Consider the following 18,342-nt stretch of genomic DNA (forward strand, 5'->3'; position numbering starts at 1 on the left):
CCCCCTCAGGCGCCCGGCGTGAACATGTCGGTGGTGGCCACGTCGGTGCCGGTGTAGGCGTCGGCGGTGTCGGTCATCCCCTCGGCGATGTCGGCCATCACCTCGGCGCCCTCCTCCAGCCCCTGCAGACAGGCCTCGAACTGCTCCGCGTAGGCGGCGGCCAGGCTGAACGACGCGGGCATCACGCCGAAGGAGTGTCGGGCCACGTGCCCGTCGCGGAACACCCGGTGCAGCTCGCGGAACCGGGTGGCCCGGTCCCGGGAGGCGGCGGCGAACGCCGTCAACGCCTCCGGCTGGACGTCGAGATTCCTGCTCGGACTGGTCACGGACCCTCCCCAGTGTCCGGTCGGAAAACTGTCGCCGTCGTCGACGGCGTCCACAGACTAGGGGATGCGCGCACCCCCGCAGGGGGCGGTGCGAATGGCGCCGGCACGGTAGACAGGGGAGGCACGCCCCGCCGCACGAGGAGCCACCATGATCCTGGCCCGCGCCGAACAGGTCAGCCGCCGCTACGGCGAGGTGCTGGCGCTGGACCGGGTCGACCTGACCGTCCGGGCCGGCGAGCTGGTCGGCCTGCTCGGGCCCAACGGCGCCGGCAAGAGCACACTCATCAACCTGCTGGTGGGGCTGCGCCGCCCCACCGCCGGCCGGGTCGAGCTGCTCGGCGGCGACCCGCGTGACCCGGCGAGCCGGCGGCACCTCGGGGTGACCCCGCAGGAGACCGGGCTGCCCGGCACGCTGCGCGTCGGTGAGGTGGTCGACTTCGTCTCCGCCCACTACCCGGACCCGGTCCCCCGGGCCGAGCTGCTCGACCGGTTCGGCCTCGCCGACCAGGCCCGCCGGCAGACCGGTGGCCTCTCCGGCGGGCAACGCCGCCGGCTGGCGGTCGCGCTGGCGTTCGTCGGCCGACCCCGGCTGGTGCTGCTCGACGAACCGACCACCGGGCTGGACGTCGAGGCGCGGCACGTGCTCTGGGAGTCGATCCGCGGCTTCCACGCCGAGGGCGGCACCGTGCTGCTGAGCAGCCACTACTTGGAGGAGGTGGAGGCGCTGGCCCAGCGGGTGGTGGTGATCGGCCACGGTCGGGTGCTCGCCGACGACTCGGTGGCGGCGGTCCGTGGCATCGTCGGCGTACGCCGGGTCAGCCTGGTCGCCGACGACCTGCCGGCACTGCCCGGGGTGGTCGCCACCGAACGCGCGGACGGGCGGGTCCACCTGCTCACCACCGACGCCGACCAGCTCGTCCGGGACCTGGTCGCCGCCGGGGTGGCGTTCCACGACCTGGAGGTGCGCCCCACCTCGCTGGAGGAGGCGTTCCTCGCCATCACGGCCGACGACCGGCCCGCGCCCACCCCCGTCTAGGAGCACGCCGTGCCGCTCGCCCTCGTCCACGCCCGCTACCAGCTCCTGGAGATCGTCCGCATCCCGGTGGCGGTGGTCGGCAGCGCGTTCTTCCCCGCCGCGTCGATGCTCTTCTTCGTGGTGCCGTTCGCCGGCGACGACCCCACCGGCGCCACCTACGCCACCGCCGCGATGGTCACGTTCGCGACCATGAGCGCCAACATCTTCCAGTACGGCGTGGGCGTCGCCGAGGACCGCGACCAGCCCTGGAACCCGTACACCAGGACCCTGCCGGCCGGGCCCACCCCGCGGCTGACCGGACGGATCCTGGCCGGTCTGGTCCTGACGTACCTGTCGATGGTGCCGGTGGTGGTGATCGCCGCGGTGGCCACCGAGGCGCGGGTGACCGCGGCGCAGTTCCTGCTCGGGCTGGCCGCGGTCGCCGTGATCTCGGTGCCGTTCACCCTGCTCGGCCTGGCGATCGGCTATTCGCTGCCGAGCAAGGCGGCGATCGTGGTGGCGCAGGTGCTCTTCTTTCCGCTGGCGTTCGGCGGTGGCCTGCTCTCCGCGCCGGACGACGCGCCCGGCTTCGTCAAGGCGGTCGCGCCCTACCTGCCGACCCGGGGCGCTGTGGAGCTGATGTGGGCGGCGGTCGCCGACTGGGATCCCGACCCGAAGGCGCTGGTGATGCTGGTGGTCTGGGTGCTGGTGCTCGCCGCGGTCGCCGGCTGGGCCTACCGGCGGGACGAGGGACGCCGCTTCACCTGACCTTTTGTCCGGTTCCGGCCCGGGGGCCGACCGGGCGGTGCCACGATGCCGGCAGGGCGGGCCAGCGGGGCCGCTCCCGGCGAGAGGGGTCACCGTGAACGGCGTCGAGCCCGGCACACCCTGCTGGACCGACCTGGCCACCCCCGGCCTGGAGGACGCGAAACGGTTCTATCCGGAGCTGTTCGGCTGGACCGGGCGGGTCTCCACCGTGCCGGACGCCGGCGGCTACACCGTCTTCTGCAAGGACGGCCGGGCCGTCGCCGGAGCGGGCCCGCCATCGACCCCCGACCAGGTGCCGATCTGGTCCACGTACGTGGCGACCGACGACGCCGACCTGGTCGCGACCCGGGTGGAGGCCGCCGGCGGGCAGGTGCTGGTGTCACCGTTCGACGTCAGCGGGCAGGGGCGGATGGCGGTGCTCGCCGATCCGGCCGGCGCGGTGTTCAGCGTCTGGCAGCCGATGGCGATGCGCGGGGCGGAACTGTTCAACGCGCCCGGCGCGATGTGCTGGAACGAGCTGGTCACCCCCGACCCGGACGGGGCTCGGGAGTTCTACGCGCTGGTCTTCGGCTGGCACGCCGAGGACCGGCCGGACGAATCGATCCCCTACGTCGGGTGGCGCTGCGGGGCCCGCATCGTCGCCGGCATGCAGCCGCGGGCCGAGCCGCTGCCGGCGGACCTGCCGGCGTACTGGACGGTGTACTTCGCGGTGGAGGACACCGACGCCACCGCCGCGCGGGCGGCCGAGCTGGGCGGGACCATCCTGGTGCCGCCCCGGGACAACCCGGCCGGCCGGTCCGCCGCGCTCCGCGACCCCCAGGGCGCGCTGTTCTCCGTCTCCACCCTCCGCTGAGGTGTAAGGAGGGGCCCCCTGTTAACGCCTCCGGTATAGAGGGGGCCCCTTCTCACACCGAGGTGTTAAGAGGGGGCCCCTCCTTCCCACTAACCGCGGCGGAGGGGGACCACGTGCGGGCCGTGCGGGCCGGGGATCACCCGGACGTGAGCCCGGTAGTGGCGGGCCAGCAGTTCCTCGGTGAGCACCTCGCCGGGCGCGCCGGCGGCGGCCACCCGGCCGTCGGCGAGCAGCACCAGGCGGTCGGCGTACTCGCCGGCGATGGAGAGGTCGTGCATGGTGGCGAGCACGGTCAGGTCGTGCTCGCGGCGGAGCTGGTCGACCAGCTCCAGCACCTCCTGCTGGTGCCCGATGTCCAGCGCGCTGGTCGGCTCGTCGAGCAGCAGCAGGGTGGCGCCCTGGGCCAGCGCCCGGGCCAGGAACACCCGCTGCCGCTCCCCGCCGGAGAGGGTGGCCAGCTCGCGGCGGCCGAACCCGCCCAGGTCGAGCCGGTCCAGCACCTCGTGCACGGCGGCCACGTCGGCGGCGGACTCCCGACCCAGCGGCGGCATGTACGGGGTGCGCCCCAGCAGGACGTAGTCGAAGACGGCCATGCCGGCCGGCACCACGGGCGACTGCGCCACCGTGGCCACCACCCGGGCCCGGTCGCGGCGGCGCAGCGCGTGGATCGGCGTACCGAAGAGGGAGACGGCGCCCGGCGCGGACAGCAGGCCGCCGACGGCGCGCAGCAGGGTCGACTTGCCGGCGCCGTTGGGGCCGATGACGGTGACCCACTCGCCGACCGCGACGGTCAGGTCGACGCCGGCCAGGACCGGGCTGCCACCCAGCTCCACCCGCAGGTCCCGCACCTCGACGGCCGCGCTCACGCCCGCACCCCGCGGGCGGTACGCAGGATCAGCACGAAGAACGGGCCGCCGAGCACCGCGGTGACCACGCCGATCGGGATCTCGGCCGGGGCGGCGGCGGTGCGGGCCACCACGTCGGTCAGTGCGAGGAACGCGCCGCCGAAGAGCATGGACAGCGGCAGGATCACCCGATGGCTGGCGCCGGCCAACAGCCGGACGGTGTGCGGCACGATGATGCCGACGAAGCCGATCAGGCCGGAGGCGGAGACCGCGGCGGCGGTGCCGAGCGAGGCGGCGACGATCAGCAGGTAGCGGGAGCGCTGCGGGTGCAGCCCGAGGCTGGTGGCCTCGTCGTCGCCGACGGAGAGCACGTCCAGCTCGCGCCGGTGCAGCAGCACCACCACGGCGGTGAGCACGAAGTAGGGCAGGACCAGCAGCACGTCGTGCCAGCCGGCGGTGGCCAGCCGGCCGAGCAGCCAGGAGTAGACCTGCTGGATGGTGTCGGAGTGCTGTTGCAGCAAGTAGGTCTGCCCGGCGGAGAAGAACGCCGAGACCGCCACCCCGGCCAGGATCAGCGCGGCCGGGGAGCGGTCCCGCCCGCCGGCGACGCCGAGCAGGTAGGTCAGCACGACCGCGCCGAGCGAGCCGACGAACGCGGCGAGCGGGATGGTGACCGGCAGCCCGGTCAGCGCCCCGCCGGCCCCGGCGCCGAGCACGATCGCCACGGTGACCGCGAACCCGGCCCCGGCGGCCACCCCGAGCAGGTACGGGTCGGCCAGCGGGTTGCGGAACACGCCCTGGTAGCAGCCGCCGGCCAGGGCGAGCAGCGCGCCGACGAGCAGGCCGAGCACCACCCGGGGCAGGCGCAGCTCGGTGACGATGGCGACCTCCCGCTCGGTGAGCCCGCTGTCCAGGTGCACTCCGGGCAGCAGGTTGAGCAGTTCGGCGGCGACGCTGCCGGGCGGCAGGCTGACCGGGCCGAGGGAGACGCCGGCCACCAGCGCGACGAGCACCGCCGCCAGGCCGGCGAGGAGCCAGCGTTTCCGCAGCCGGGCGGGGCGGGCCGGGGCGTCGGCGCGGGCGGCGCCCCGACGGGGGCGGGGCAGCCGGCCGGCCGGCCGGGACGCGTCGGGCGTCCCGGCCGGCACGGGGTCCACCGGTCGTACGGCCACGGTCAGGCCGGGACCTTGGCGGTGGCGTCGACGATCACCTTGAGCAGGTCGACCACGCGCGGGCCCCAGCGCGAGGCGACGTCGTCGTCGAGCGCCACGACCTGGTTGTTCTTGACGGCGGTGACACCGGCCCAGCCGCTGCGCGCCTTGACCGTGTCCGCGCTCTGCTGGCAGCACTTGGTGTCGGCCAGGAAGACGAAGTCGGGGTTGGCCTTGACGATGACCTCCTGGGAGAGCTGCGGGTAGCCGCCGCTCTTGCCACCGGCGTCGGCCGGGTCGGCGATGTTCGTCAGGCCCGCGAGGGCGTAGATGGTGCCGATGAAGGTCTTGCTGGTGGCGCTGTACAGCTCCGGGCCCAGCTCGTGGTAGTAGGTCAGCTTCTCGGCGCGCTTGGGCAGATCCTTGGTGATCGCGGTGATGTCGTCCTTCATCTTCCGCACCACGGCGTCCGCCTCGGCCGGGTGGCCGGTGAGCTTGCCCAGGTCGGTGAGCTGGCGGTAGGTGTCGTCGAGCGTGGCCGCGGCCGGGGCGAGCAGGACCGGGATCTTCAACGCGACGAGCTGGCTGGCGATCTTGTTGGTGTCGTTGGCGATCACCACCAGGTCGGGGCTCTTCGCGGCGATCGCCTCGGCGTTCGGCTGGTAGCCGGAGAGGTCGCTCTTGGGCGCGTCCGCCGGGTAGTTCGACTGGTCGTCCACGGCGGTGACCTGCTTGCCGGCGCCGACGGCGAACAGCATCTCGGTCGAGGTGGGCGAGAGCGAGACGATCTTCTCGGGACGCTTCTCCAGAGTCAGGTTGCCGACGCTGACCGGGAAGGCGCCGCCGGAGGCGCCGGTGGCGGGGGTGTCGTTCGAGGTCTTCTCGGCGCAGCCGCCGAGAAGCAGCGCGCCGGCCGCGAGCGCGGCGGCGAAGAGCCGGGGGGTACGTCGGGTCACAGGTCCTCCTGTCGGTCGAGGAGCGTGGTGCTTCGCCGACAGGTGGAAGGCCCGTCCGCGAGGCGCCCTTCCTCGAGAGCGCATGTCGCGACCGGGCCGCAGGCGACCTGGCTCGTCCCACGTCCGTCGGCGTCGGCGGAAGGCCGACGCCGCGCGTACGGGGCATCACAGTTGCGGGACAGCGCCGGTTTCACACCGGCTTCGCTGTGGCACGGTCGGTGCCACGGTAGCGCACGACCAGCGGAGATCGCCCGGACGGGAGGGGTGGTGGGGACCCCGATGGGGGTGGGACCGGGGTCCCCACCGTTGTGGTGAGGTCAGCAGTACTGGCTCTGCTTGCCGATCGCCCGGTACGGGCAGTCGGCGTACTCGGAGAGCGTCAGCACGGCGTCCCGGTTGCGCGAGGTCTGCGCCGGGATCACCTCGTCGGGCGGGTAGAACCCGCCGCCGGACGCCGAGCCGGGGTACATCTCGAAGGTGTACGCCCAGATCTTGTGGGTGCCCCACATCCAGTCGATGCTGGTGCCGTCGGCGATGTAGAGGTCGCTCGACTGTTCCGGGGTGTAGCCGTTGCTCGCCGCCATCTGCTGCCCGATGGTGGCGAAGGTGTTGTACTGGTCGGCGGTCATCCCGGTGGCGGTGTTGCTGTACGTGTAGCCGTACGGCCAGAGCACCAACTGGGAATAGGTGTGGAAGTCGATGTTCGCCTTGATCTGCTGCACGCCGCCGACGACCCGGCTGTTGACGAAGGTGCGCAGCGCGGCGGTCTCCGGGGCGGAGAAGGCGGACGGGCCACGGTAGGTGTCCGACGACTTGGAGCTGGACGAGCCGCCGCAGCAGCCCCACTGGTAGCCCCAGTTGCGGTTCAGGTCGGTGCCGACGTACGTGGAGCCGCTGTTGGGCTGCCGGTTCTTCCGCCAGGAGCGGTAGGAGCCGGTGGCGATGTCGTACTCGCTGCCGTCCGGGTTGACGGTCGGCACGATCCAGATCTCCCGGGAGTTGACGATGTTGGTGATCCGGGAGTCGCTGCCGTAGTTGTCGGTGAAGAGGTTGAGCAGGTAGATCGCCATCTCGACGGTCAGGTGCTCGCGGGCGTGCTGTTGGGCGTTGAACAGGATCTCCGGCTCGTTCTCGTCCGTGCCGACGTTGTCGGAGATCTTCACGGCCATCAGGTCCCGACCCTGGTAGGACGTGCCGATGCTGAGCTTGCGGGCGATCGTCGGGTGGTCGGCGACCACCTTGTTCACCACCGCGGTCAGCTCGGCGTAGTCGTGGTAGTTCGAGTCGGCGGGTGGGAACGCGTACGCGGTCGCGCCGCCGGCCGGCGCGGGGGCGACGTCCTTCTCCAGCCGGAAGCCGAGCCGGGTGATCGCGGCGGCCTCGGCGGTGGTCGCGGTGACGTGCAGCACACCGTGTTCGGAGTAGTCGACGGCGGCGCCGGTGCGGGAGACGGCGGTGCGGTCGGCGACGGTCCGCGGGCCGAGCACCCGGTAGGCGACGGCGGCCGGTTCACCGGCCCGGTCCGGGGTGGGGCGGGCGGCGGCCGGGGCGGCGGCGGTGACGACGAGGGTCAGGCCGACGGCGGCGACGAGCGCCAGCCGCCGGCGGGGCGGGAGCGAGCGGAGGGCCATGGAAAACCTCCTCGGGGTACGGGGAGATCCCGTTGTCCGCACACTTCACCAGGAGTCACATGGTCATATCAACATCTGTCGTTCTTTGGGTCCATCCCGACCGGATCCTCACGCCGGCAATAATTTTCCATGCCTGAACATCTGGCGAAACTTCACGCCAAGCGCGACAGTGAACGGCAACGATGCCGTCTCCCTGTGGAGCTGCCATGTTCGGAAGACCCCTGCGTACGGTCGCCCTCGCCGGCCTGACCGCGCTCACCCTCCTCGGCACCACCGCACCAGCCCAGGCACACGCCCCGCGCCCGGGCGTCACGCACGACGAGCAGATCACCTTCCAGGAGTTCTCCCGCTACCCCGACTGGCGCGGCGGCACGCACCAGGGCACCCGAGCCGTGCCGGGCCGGCACCCCGCGCTGACCATCGCCCGCCCCGCCGGCACCACCGAGTTCACCGACGAGCACACCGGCGCCACCCGCACCTGGGAGTACGCCACCTGGACCTCGCCCGAGCGGCGGATCGGCTTCGACGCCACCGAACTGGTCGCGTCCTGGAACGCCAGCACCCCGGCCGGCACCTGGATCCAGGTCGAGCTGAACGGCACCTACTCCACCGGGGAACACACCCCGTGGTACGTCATGGGTCGCTGGGCCTCCGGCGACCAGGACATCAAGCGGTCCACCCTGGACGGCCAGGGCGACCCCTGGTCGAGCATCTGGACCGACACCTTCTCCATCGACGACGCCTCGGCCGGGGTGCTGCTGCGGTCGTACCAGCTCCGGCTGACGCTCTACCGCGCGCCCGGCCAGGCCGCCGCGCCGCAGGTGCGGATGCTCGGCGCGATGGCCTCGAACGTGCCGGACCGGTTCACCGTCACGCCGAGCCGGGGCGGCATCGCCTGGGGCACCGAGCTGGCCGTGCCCCGCTACTCGCAGAACGTCCACATCGGCGAGTACCCGGAGTACGACGGCGGCGGCGAGGCCTGGTGCTCGCCCACCTCGACCGAGATGGTGGTCGAGTACTGGGGCCGCAAGCCCTCGGCCGAGGACACCTCCTGGGTCGACCCCTCCTACGCCGACCCGACCGTCGACCACGCGGCCCGGATGACCTACGACCACGAGTACGAGGGCGCCGGCAACTGGCCGTTCAACACCGCGTACGCGGCAGGCTTCCCCGGCCTGGAGGCGCGGGTCACCCGCCTGCACTCGCTGGACGAGGCGGAGCGGTTCATCGCCGCCGGAATCCCGGTGGTCACCTCGCAGTCGTTCCTCGCCAGCGAGCTGGACGGCGCCAACTACGGCACCTCCGGGCACCTGTTCGTGATCGTCGGCTTCACCGCCGACGGTGACGTGATCGTCAACGACCCGGCGTCGTCGTCGAACGACGCGGTCCGCAACGTCTACAAGCGCGAGCAGTTCGAGCAGATCTGGCTGCGCACCAAGCGCTACCGGGCCAACGGCACGGTGGCCTCCGGATCCGGCGGCATCGCGTACCTGATCAAGCCGACCGACAGGCGGTGGCCGACGGTCCCCGGCTCCACCAACTGGTGAGCTGAAAGGAGGGGCCCCTGCTTAACGCCTGGCGTCGAGAGGGGGCCCCTTCTCACCACCCGGTGGGCCGTTGTGCCGGCGACGGAACGCGCGAACGAGCATGACCGCCCACGCCACCGCCGCGGCCGCGCCGATCAGCACGAAGGCGACGGAGACCAGCCCGACCCCGCCGCTCGCGGTGCCGTACACGTCGCTCGGAGCGCCGACGTCGCGGGCTGGCGCGGTGGCGCCCGGAGGCATCCGTCTCGGCCCGCCGGTGAGACCCACGTCGGTCCTCCGCGCGCCACCGTCGGACGCCACGAAGTCACCGGTGGACGTGCAGACCCCCTTGCGGCACTCCTCGCTGACCGACGTGTAGGTGCCCGGCGTGCCCGCTCCGACGTGCGCCTGCCAGGCCTGCCAGGAGACGCGGCCGCCGCCGCCCAGACAGACGAGGGCGACCACCGGCAGGACGACCCAGACGGCCCGCCCCCACCACCTGTCAGCTCACGATCGCATGATCGTCATCGTAGGGAGCCGCCGCCACGCTCCGGTGGGTCGCCGGTCAGCTCCGGCGTTCGCCGTCCTCGGCGGCCCCGTCGTCACCGGCCAGCGCGGAGCGCAGCCGGTCCTTCTCCGCGCGGCGACGCTCGGCCGCCTCGGCCATCTCCCCGGCCATCTCGTCCCGCCAGCCCTTGAGCAGGAAGAACGACAGCGCGGCCGAGGAGACCAGCGCCAGCATCAGCCGGAGGAACATGTTCATCTCGACGAACCAGAGGGCCGCCAGCACGCCGACGAACAGCCCGACCCGGCCCAGCGTGTACTTGACCGCCGCGCTCATGCCCGAATTCCCACTCTCTCCGCGCCTCAGCCCGTCCGCCGGGCCAGCCAGTGCACGCCATGAAACCAGATCACCGCGTAGACCACGGTGAACACCGCCGCGGCCAGCGCGCCGGTGAACAGCGCCGGCAGCCCCGCGGCCAGCCCGGCCGCCAGCAGCCCGGCCAGGACGCCGACGCCGAGACCGACGAGCGCGGCCAGCACCCGGGCGGCGCCGAACTCCCAGGCCCGGAAGTCGTCCCAGAACAGCCAGAGCGGCAGGATCACCGCCAGCCAGCCGTTGGTCCTCCCGAACCCGCCGGCGCCCACGGCGGCGAACGCCCACTCGAAGAGCAGCAGCGCCAACACCCCGATCACCAGCCCGGCCAGCGTCACGCCGAGCAGGTCACCCAGGGTGAGGATGCGTCCCTCGGCGTCCCGCCGGGGGAACGTGCGCTGCTGCTGCTCCGCACCCATCGCCGTGCTCAGGCCCAGACCTGCTGCGGCTCGGAGCGGCGCTCGACCATCGACGGCGCGGCGTCGTACTCGCGGACGGTCTCGTAGCGGGTGTTCCGCTCCACCGGACGGAAGCCCGCGTCCCAGATCAGGTGCAGCAGGTCGTCGCGGTGCATGGTGTTCGGCGTGCCGTACGAGTCGGCGTCGTGGGTGATCTTGTATTCCACGACCGAGCCGTCCAGGTCGTCCACGCCGAAGTTGAGCGAGAGCTGGGCCACCGAGAGCCCGTGCATGACCCAGAAGCACTTCACGTGCGGGACGTTGTCGAACAGCAGCCGGGAGACCGCGAACGTCTTGAGCGACTCGGCCGGCGACGCCATCGTGGTGCGCGCCTGGATCCGGTTACGGACCTTGCCGTCCGCCGAGTCGACGAAGTCGTGCTGGTAGCGCAGCGGGATGAAGACCTGGAAGCCGCCGGTCTCGTCCTGCAGCTCGCGCAGGCGCAGCACGTGGTCGACCCGGTGCCGGGGCTCCTCGATGTGGCCGTAGAGCATGGTCGACGGCGTCTTCATGCCCTTCGAGTGGGCCAGCCGGTGGATGCGCGACCAGTCCTCCCAGTGGCAGGCGTGGTCGACGATGTGCTGCCGGACCTCCCAGTCGAAGATCTCCGCGCCGCCGCCGGTCAGCGACTCCAGCCCGGCGTCCATCAGCTCGTCGAGGATCGCGTCGGCGGTGAGCCCGCTGATCTTCTCGAACCACTGCACCTCGGTAGCGGTGAACGCCTTGAGGTTGACCTTCGGCAGCGCGGCCTTCAGCTCGCGCAGCACCTTGGGGTAGTAGCGCCAGGGCAGCGTCGGGTGCAGGCCGTTGACGATGTGCAGCTCGGTGAGCTGCTCGTCCTCCATCTCCTTGGCCTTGCGGACCGCCTCGTCGATGCGCATCGTGTAGGCATCCTTCTCGCCCGGCTTGCGCTGGAACGAGCAGTACGCGCACGAGGCGGAACAGACGTTCGTCAGGTTGAGGTGCCGGTTGACGTTGAACATCACCCGGTCGCCGTTGAGCTCGGTGCGCCTGTGGTGAGCCAGCCGGCCCAGCCAGGTCAGGTCGTCGCTCGCATAGAGCGCGATGCCATCGGAGCGGGTCAGTCGTTCCCCCGCGTAGACCTTCGCTTCGAGCTCGCGCTTGAGTCCGGCGTCCATCCGAAAGCCACGTCCTTCCACCTGAGGTCCCGGTCGAGCGTACGTCGCGGGCCGCGGCGACCGCCGACGCGGTCGACCGCAGCGACCCAGTTCACCACCCGTCACCCTCCGCACATCGACATCGCTGCGCCGGTGAGGTAAGACAAGAGTGGGGCGGAACACACACCAGGGGCCGCCCTGTCCCAACACGCCCACGACGCGTGGCGCGCACCAGACCGGACGGGGAGCGGAATGGTCGACAGCACCAAGGCCCGACGGCGACGAGGCCGATCACCGGTGATCTCACCGGTGCTGCGCCCGGCGCTCTGGTCCGCCCTGCTCGGGGCGGTCGCGGCCGCGGCGCTCGCCACCCCCGCCTGGGCCGATCCGCTGCCCGACACCGTGCCCAACTCCGGCTCCCGACCGCAGGTCACCGGCAGCCTCCAACTGCCCACCGCCGCGGGCGCCGTCCCCGGCGCGGGGGTTCCCGGCGCCACGGTTCCCGGCGGCGTGCCGGGCGCGACGACAGGCGTCACCAACCCGGCCGACGGCCCGCTGATCGCGCAGATCAACCAGGTCGACGCCCGGGTCGCCCAACTCGGCGAGGAACTGCTGCGGGTCAAGGGCGAGCGCGACGCGGCCCAGACCGAGCTGACCGCGGCCCTCGGTCGACTAACCGAGGCGCAGGCCGCACTCGCCCGGGCCCAGGAGAACGCGAAGAGCGCCGCCGCCAACGCGGTCAAGGCCGACGCCGCGCTGCCGCCCGGCGAGTTCGGGTCCAGCCTGCGCCAGTTCAGCGACCTCCAGCGGATCACCCGGGGCGACAAGGCCGAGGGCGCCAGCACGTCGGTGACCGGCGAGCTGCTGCGCGCCACCGACGACGAGCGGGTCGCCCGCGAGGCGCACGCCTCGGTCCAGCGGCGGGTCACCCAGAAGACCGCGGAGTTCACCCGGGTCGAGACGGACCTGCACAAGCAGGAGGCGGCGCTGCTCAAGCTCCGCCGGGACAACGCCACCAAGCTGCTCGAGATCGAGCGCCAGGAGGATGCCGCCGAGCAGCAGCGCGGCAACCCGTACGTCGTCAACCAGAGCATCAACGGCCTGGTCGCCGACCCCCGGGCGCTCGACGCCGTGCGTTACGCCCTGGCCCAGCTCGGCGACCCCTACCTCTGGGCCGCGGAGGGGCCGGACCGGTTCGACTGCTCGGGCCTGATGCTCGCCTCCTACCAGGCGGCCGGCTACCGCGGTCTGCCGCGAGTCTCCCGGGACCAGTACGCCGCCACTCGGCAACGTGCCGTCAGCCCGAACGCCCTGCTCCCGGGTGACCTGCTGTTCTTCGCCTCCAACCAGAGCTGGACGAGCATCCACCACGTGGCGATGTACATCGGCAACGGCAAGATGGTCGAGGCGCCCCGGACCGGCGACGTGGTGAAGATCTCCGTGGTCCGTTGGTCCCGGCTCTACGCCGCGACCCGGGTGGTCGGCGCCGTCCCCGCCCCGGCCACGCCGGTGCCGCCGCCCACCGTGCCGAGCAACCCGCCGAAGCCCACCCCGAAGCCGACGAAGACCGGCACGCCGAAGCCCTCGGGCACGCCGAAGCCGACGCCCAAGCCGACCAAGTCCACCCCGTCGCCCACCCCGTCGACGAGCACCACGCCGCCCACCACGCCGAGCCCGTCCGAGACGCCGAGCCCGACGCCGACCCGCACCGCCACCGCCGAGCCGAGCACGACGTCGGCGGCGCCGACCGAGAGCGCCGCCGCGCCGTCGAGCAGCGCGGCGAAGCCCACCGAGAGCGCGGCCGACAGCGGCTCGGCGAGCCCGACCAGCGCCGGCTGACCCAACCGCCCGCTCCGACTGTGTTCCCGGGCCGGAATGTGGCACGGTGAGATCCAGGCACTTCCGGCCGACGCCACGGCCGGGGGCGAGCGTGGGTGCGGAGGGCGAGATGGGCGAGCACGAGGTTCCGGCGGAGACGGTCCACCCGGGATCCACGCCCGACCCTGCCGCTGACGCCGACGAGCGCCAGGTGGCGCCGGTGGCCGTGGCGCGGGCCCGGGTCAGCGTGGCCGGCGCGGCCGTGCCCCCTCCGCCGGGGGACGGACGCCCCGGCCCACCGGCCACCGCCACCACCTACCGGGCGGGCGCCCCGGCGGAGGCCGCGCCGCCGCTCGACCGCCGCCGTCCCGGTGCGACCGTCCCGCCGTCGAGTTGGTCCGCCTTCGCGGCCGCCGACCGCCCGGCGTCGACCTCGGGCGATGATGCCGACCGTCCGACGCCGGGCACCGACGTCGTCAACGGTGACGCGGCCCGGCCGGGTGGACCGGAGCCGGCACCGGCCGGCGACCTCGTGCCGTCCCGACCCGACTCCGCCGGCGATCTGTCACTGCCCTCCCCGGTCCCGGCCGACCCGAGCCTGCCCGGCGCGAGCCCGATCGACCCGAGCACGGTCGGCACGAGCCCGTCCGACCCGAGCACGGTCGGCACGAGCCCGTCCGACCCGAGCACGGTCGGTCCGAACCCGGCCGGTGCGGACTCGCCCGAGGTGAGTCCGGCCGATGCAAGCTCGGTCGACCCGACCCCGGCCGCCACCGGCGCGAGTCCGGCGGACGCGAGCCCGGCCCGGCCGAACCCCGACACCCCGAACCCGACCTTCCCGGTTCCCGGCGCCTCCGCGCCGGAGGCACCCCTCCCCGCCGCCCCGGCGCTCGCGGGCGCCGCCGACCACCCGGTGGTCCCCGCCCGCGACGACGCCCAGCCGGGGCCGGGCGGCGGATCCTCGGTGGCGGTCGCGCCGGCACCCCGGGTCTCCGGGTCCGCCCAGGTGCCCGCGCCACGGCAGCCGGACCAGGCGTTGGAGGGCGGTGCCACGCCGCACCGAGCCGACGACCGGGTGGCCGGGCAGGCCACCCTCGCCCCGCGTACCGACCCGCCGGCCGCCCGGGCCAGCGTCTCGGTGCCCGGCCTGAGCCGGGTGACCGCCGACGAGGTCGCGGCCTCGGTGGCGGCCGCTCCCGCCGCCGCGAAGGTCTACCGGGCCGGCCCGGTCAGTCCGGAGCCGCCGGAGCCCGCCCAGCCGCCGGAGCCGGCGCAGCCGCCCACGCCGCACGGCCCCGAGCCCGAGCCGGCACCGACCCCGGTCCCGGGTCCGACCCCGCCGTCGCCCGCGCCACCCGTTCCCGAGCCGGAGCCGCCGCTCCGCCCGACGCCCCCGCTGCCCGGGCCGCCGGTGCCCACGCCGTCTCCGACGCCCGGGCCGAATCCGCTCCCCGGCCGTCCGGACCCGAACGGGCCGATTCCGCCGGTGCCCGGGCCGCCCGCGCCGCCACCGGGGCCGTTGGTGCCCCCGCCGCCGGCGCCTCCGGGCCCGATGCCGGCGCCGCCGTTCCCGCCCCCGCCGGCGATGGCCGGCGCCGCCCAGGCCGGCGCCGCCGGGACGCCGCCGGCCTGGGCGGGCACGTACCCGTCTCCCCCGCCGCCCGCCGCGCCCCCGGTGGTGCCCGGGCCGGCGCTGCCGACCTGGCCGCCGCCGGCCGCGCCGGCCCGGAGCGTCGAGGCCGCCCGTCCGGTACGCCCGCAGTCGGGCAGTCAGGACCTGGCCGGAACCGCGTACGACGGGACCGAGGGCCCCGGGTTCGCCACCGTCTCGTTCCCGCAGGGCAGCCCGTTGGAGAACTCCGGTTCGCTGACCGGGCACATCCTGGCCCAGGGCTGGTCCGAGGACGCCCCGACGGCCCGGACCAGCAACACCAAGGTCATCATCGTGCTCGCGCTCGCGCTCACCGTACTGATCGCCATCAGTCTGTTCGTGGTCTTCCTGGCCAACGACGCGTTGAGCGGGCTGACCGGCGCGACGCCGGCCCCCTGACGGGGTGAGCCCGCCCACTACGGCCGCGCGGTGCGGTGGCCGTGTCGGCGGATCGCCGTACACTTGTCGGGATCACTGACCCGGCGCGCCGACTGCGCGCCCATGGGCGATCTTGCGGGCGATTCGGCGGCGTACGGAGCCGCGGCGGGCCAACGCGAAGATGCGCCCCGCTCGAAAGGCATTTCTTGACCACCTTCGCTGCCTCCGGCACGTCCCCGTCCGTCGACCCGACCACCGACACCACAGACTTCGCCTCGCTCGGCCTGCCCCGGCCGCTGGTCGAGGCGCTCACCCGGCAGGGCATCACCAGTCCGTTCGAGATCCAGCGGGCCACCCTGCCGGACGCGCTCGCCGGCCGCGACGTGCTCGGCCGGGGCCAGACCGGCTCGGGCAAGACGCTCGCCTTCGGCCTCGCCGTGCTCGGCCGGCTCGCCGAGCGCAACCGGGCCCGGCCGCTGCACCCCCGCGCCCTGATCCTGGTCCCCACGCGTGAGCTGGCCATGCAGGTCAACGACGCGCTGGTGCCGCTCGGCAAGTCGATCGGCATCTTCCTGAAGACCGCGGTCGGCGGGGTGCCGTACGACCGGCAGATCGACGCGCTGCGCCGGGGCGTGGAGATCGTCGTGGCCACCCCGGGGCGGCTCGGCGACCTGATCACGCGCGGCATCTGTCAGCTCGACGACGTCGAGATCACGGTGCTGGACGAGGCGGACCAGATGGCCGACATGGGCTTCCTGCCCGAGGTCACCGAGCTGCTGGCGAAGACGCCTGCGGACGCCCAGCGGCTACTGTTCTCGGCCACTCTGGACAACGACGTCGACACGCTCGTCAAGCGGTTCATGACCGACCCGGTCACCCACTCGACCGCACCGGCGACGGCCGCGGTGTCCACCATGGACCACCACCTGCTGCTGATCCCGCCGCACGACAAGTTCGCGGTGACCGCGTCCATCGCCGCCCGGGACGGCCGCACGATGGTCTTCGCCCGTACGCAGCTCGGCGTCGACCGGCTGGTCGAGCAGCTCGGCGCGGTCGGCGTGCGGGCCGGTGGCCTGCACGGCGGCAAGACCCAGCGGATGCGTACCCGGACGCTCGCCGAGTTCCGTGAGGGCCGGACGAGCGTGCTTGTCGCCACCGACGTGGCGGCCCGCGGCATCCACGTCGACGGGGTCTCGCTGGTGCTGCACGTGGACCCGCCGAAGGACCCGAAGGACTACCTGCACCGGGCCGGCCGGACCGCCCGGGCCGGCGAGTCCGGCGCGGTGGCGACCCTGGTCCTGCCGAAGCAGCGGCGGACCACCCTGGCCATGCTGGAGAAGGCGGGCGTCGAGCCGTCCCAGGCGCGGGTCCGCGCCGGCGACGAGGCGCTGGCCGAGCTGACCGGCGCCCGCGAGCCGAGTGGCGTGCCGGTGCGCGAGGAGCCGGAGCCGCGTCGCGGCGGTCCTCGTCGCTTCGGCGACCGGGACGGGCGCGGCTTCGACCGGGGCGGCCGGAGCTTCGACGGCCGCGGTGAGCGGAGCTTCCGCGACCGGCCGTCGGGTGAGCGCGGCGGCTACCGTGACCGGCCCGCCGGCGAGCGCGGCTTCCGGGACCGCCCGGCGGGCGAGCGCGGCGGCTACGCCGACCGGCCCACCGGCGAGCGCGGTTACCGCCAGGCGGGCGAGCGTGGCGGCTACGGCGACCAGCGTGGTGGCTACGGCGACCGGCCCACGGGCGAGCGGGGCGGCTACGCCGACCGGACGGCCGGCGAGCGCGGTGAGCGTCGCTACGGCGACCGGCCGACCGGCGAGCGCGGCAACGGTGACCGGTTCGGCGGCGACAGGCGTTTCGGCGAGCGTCGGTCCGAGGACCGCGGTGACCGGTTCGGCGGGCGGCCGGCCGGTGACCGTCGTTTCGGCGAGCGCGCGGAGCAGGGCCGGTCCGGTGGCGACCGGCCGGCGGGCGAGCGCGGCTACGATCGGGACGCCCGGCGACACGACGACCGGCCGACCGGCGGGCGCGGTTTCGGTGAGCGCCGGCACGAGGACCGCCCGCAGGGCGAGCGCCGCTTCGGCAACCGCGACGGCCAGGGCGAGCGCCGCTTCGGCGACCGCGACGGCCACGGCGAGCGCCGTTTCGGCAACCGTGACGGGCAGGCCGAGCGGCGGGGCGGGTTCCGTTCCGAGGGGCGGGGCCGGGACGACGACCGGCGTGGCTTCGGCGGGCGGCCGCCGGCGCGTACCCACTGATTCGCTGGACCATCTGGACGCCGCCGTCGAGCACCCGCTCGGCGGCGGCGTTCGCGCATCCGCTGCCGGTGGCCGTCGGCTCGCGTAACGTTCGGTGCATGCCGAAGTCGCTCTTCTGGACCAGGACCGACACCGCCGGCTCCGAGCACGTGGTGCTCGACGACCGCGAGGGGCTGACCGCGCAGGGCGTGGCGCTGGCGGTCGACCCGATCGCCTACACCTGCCGGTACCGCCTGACGATCGCGCCGGACTGGTCGACCAACCGGTTGGAGGTCGAGGCGGAGGGCGCCGGCTGGGCGCGCAGCGTACGGCTGGAGCGGGGCCGGGACGGGTGGCGGGTGCGTACCGGTGAGGAGGGCGACCTGGACGCGGCGCTGCGCGCGGCCGGGCACCCGCCGGCGGGCCTGCCCGGCACGGACGACCCGGGCCGGCTGGCCGACGCGCTCGACGTCGACCTGGGCGGTTCCCCGCTGACCAACACGCTGCCGATCCGCCGGATCGGGCTGGGCCGGCTCCCCGCCGACCTGGCCACCAGCGTGACCGTCGCCTGGGTGCTGCTGCCGGGCCTGGCCGTGGTGCCGGCCGAGCAGGTCTACACGTCGCTCGGTCCGGGCCGGGTCCGGTTCGCCAGCGGCACCTTCAGCGCCGACCTGGAGGTCGACCCGGACGGCTTCGTGGTGCGCTATCCGGGGCTCGCCGAGCGGGCCGAGGATCGCTGACCG

Annotated in this window: 16 protein-coding genes, 1 pseudogene and 1 riboswitch; of the genes and pseudogenes, 8 read left to right on the forward strand and 9 right to left on the reverse strand. The window is 73.9% G+C overall.

Translation table 11 applies throughout. From position 1 onward, the window contains the following. Nucleotides 1-5 precede the first annotated feature (5 nt). Nucleotides 6-326, reverse strand: coding sequence for a type VII secretion target (locus ACIA5A_RS15910; protein WP_091062889.1), 321 nt, complete (start codon nt 324-326; stop codon nt 6-8). Nucleotides 327-474: 148 nt separating this feature from the next. On the opposite strand from ACIA5A_RS15910, the gene ACIA5A_RS15915 reads away from it, so the two are divergent. The 3 genes from ACIA5A_RS15915 (at nt 475) to ACIA5A_RS15925 (ending at nt 2,962) form a co-directional block, all read left to right on the forward strand. Then, a complete protein-coding gene (locus ACIA5A_RS15915) occupies nt 475-1,362 on the forward strand; it encodes an ABC transporter ATP-binding protein (protein ID WP_396762009.1) in 888 nt (295 codons plus the stop codon). 9 nt (nt 1,363-1,371) lie between these two features. Then, complete coding sequence (locus ACIA5A_RS15920; RefSeq protein WP_396762012.1) at nt 1,372-2,109, forward strand: ABC transporter permease; 738 nt, start codon at nt 1,372-1,374, stop codon at nt 2,107-2,109. A gap of 94 nt (nt 2,110-2,203) precedes the next feature. Further along, the gene (locus tag ACIA5A_RS15925; RefSeq protein ID WP_396762015.1) at nt 2,204-2,962 is read left to right on the forward strand and encodes a VOC family protein; all 759 of its coding nucleotides are present in this window, start codon (nt 2,204-2,206) and stop codon (nt 2,960-2,962) included. 89 nt (nt 2,963-3,051) lie between these two features. Here ACIA5A_RS15925 and ACIA5A_RS15930 read toward each other — a convergent pair whose 3' ends face one another. From ACIA5A_RS15930 to ACIA5A_RS15945, 4 genes and pseudogenes are all read right to left on the reverse strand, one after another. After that, complete coding sequence (locus ACIA5A_RS15930) at nt 3,052-3,828, reverse strand: ABC transporter ATP-binding protein (RefSeq protein WP_396762018.1); 777 nt, start codon at nt 3,826-3,828, stop codon at nt 3,052-3,054. Next, the gene (locus ACIA5A_RS15935; RefSeq protein ID WP_396762241.1) at nt 3,825-4,955 is read right to left on the reverse strand and encodes a FecCD family ABC transporter permease; all 1,131 of its coding nucleotides are present in this window, start codon (nt 4,953-4,955) and stop codon (nt 3,825-3,827) included. The genes ACIA5A_RS15930 and ACIA5A_RS15935 overlap by 4 nt, the downstream gene beginning before the upstream one ends. 26 nt (nt 4,956-4,981) lie before the next feature. Further along, complete coding sequence (locus tag ACIA5A_RS15940; RefSeq protein WP_396762021.1) at nt 4,982-5,914, reverse strand: ABC transporter substrate-binding protein; 933 nt, start codon at nt 5,912-5,914, stop codon at nt 4,982-4,984. A 106-nt stretch (nt 5,915-6,020) separates the two neighbouring features. Next, nucleotides 6,021-6,114, reverse strand: a riboswitch (cobalamin riboswitch). Nucleotides 6,115-6,234: 120 nt separating this feature from the next. Then, nucleotides 6,235-7,545, reverse strand: a pseudogene (locus ACIA5A_RS15945) (M14 family metallopeptidase); the annotation flags it as partial. A 206-nt stretch (nt 7,546-7,751) separates the two neighbouring features. Between ACIA5A_RS15945 and ACIA5A_RS15950 the strand changes: the two are divergent. Next, nucleotides 7,752-9,092, forward strand: a complete 1,341-nt coding sequence (locus ACIA5A_RS15950; protein ID WP_396762024.1) for a C39 family peptidase — start codon at nt 7,752-7,754, stop codon at nt 9,090-9,092. Between the two features lie 21 nt (nt 9,093-9,113). Here ACIA5A_RS15950 and ACIA5A_RS15955 read toward each other — a convergent pair whose 3' ends face one another. From ACIA5A_RS15955 to mqnE, 4 genes are all read right to left on the reverse strand, one after another. After that, nucleotides 9,114-9,536, reverse strand: coding sequence for a hypothetical protein (locus ACIA5A_RS15955; RefSeq protein ID WP_396762027.1), 423 nt, complete (start codon nt 9,534-9,536; stop codon nt 9,114-9,116). 100 nt (nt 9,537-9,636) lie between these two features. Then, the gene (locus ACIA5A_RS15960; RefSeq protein WP_396762029.1) at nt 9,637-9,912 is read right to left on the reverse strand and encodes a DUF4229 domain-containing protein; all 276 of its coding nucleotides are present in this window, start codon (nt 9,910-9,912) and stop codon (nt 9,637-9,639) included. A 26-nt stretch (nt 9,913-9,938) separates the two neighbouring features. Beyond that, nucleotides 9,939-10,367, reverse strand: coding sequence for a hypothetical protein (locus ACIA5A_RS15965; RefSeq protein WP_396762032.1), 429 nt, complete (start codon nt 10,365-10,367; stop codon nt 9,939-9,941). An 8-nt stretch (nt 10,368-10,375) separates the two neighbouring features. Then, nucleotides 10,376-11,545 (reverse strand): aminofutalosine synthase MqnE, encoded by a 1,170-nt coding sequence (mqnE, locus tag ACIA5A_RS15970; RefSeq protein WP_396762034.1) that lies wholly within the window; start codon nt 11,543-11,545, stop codon nt 10,376-10,378. Nucleotides 11,546-11,776: 231 nt separating this feature from the next. Between mqnE and ACIA5A_RS15975 the strand changes: the two genes are divergently transcribed. The 4 genes from ACIA5A_RS15975 (at nt 11,777) to ACIA5A_RS15990 (ending at nt 18,339) form a co-directional block, all read left to right on the forward strand. Beyond that, on the forward strand, nt 11,777-13,363 hold the full coding sequence (locus ACIA5A_RS15975; protein WP_396762037.1) for an NlpC/P60 family protein: 1,587 nt from the start codon (nt 11,777-11,779) through the stop codon (nt 13,361-13,363). Between the two features lie 109 nt (nt 13,364-13,472). Continuing rightward, entirely contained in the window at nt 13,473-15,392 is a 1,920-nt protein-coding gene (locus ACIA5A_RS15980) for a hypothetical protein (protein ID WP_396762040.1), read from the forward strand. Between the two features lie 185 nt (nt 15,393-15,577). Further along, complete coding sequence (locus tag ACIA5A_RS15985) at nt 15,578-17,620, forward strand: DEAD/DEAH box helicase (RefSeq protein ID WP_396762042.1); 2,043 nt, start codon at nt 15,578-15,580, stop codon at nt 17,618-17,620. A gap of 98 nt (nt 17,621-17,718) precedes the next feature. Beyond that, a complete protein-coding gene (locus ACIA5A_RS15990; RefSeq protein WP_396762045.1) occupies nt 17,719-18,339 on the forward strand; it encodes a putative glycolipid-binding domain-containing protein in 621 nt (206 codons plus the stop codon). Nucleotides 18,340-18,342 lie beyond the last annotated feature (3 nt).

Source organism: Micromonospora sp. NPDC051300 (genome assembly GCF_044455315.1).
Lineage (GTDB): Bacteria > Actinomycetota > Actinomycetes > Mycobacteriales > Micromonosporaceae > Micromonospora > Micromonospora robiginosa.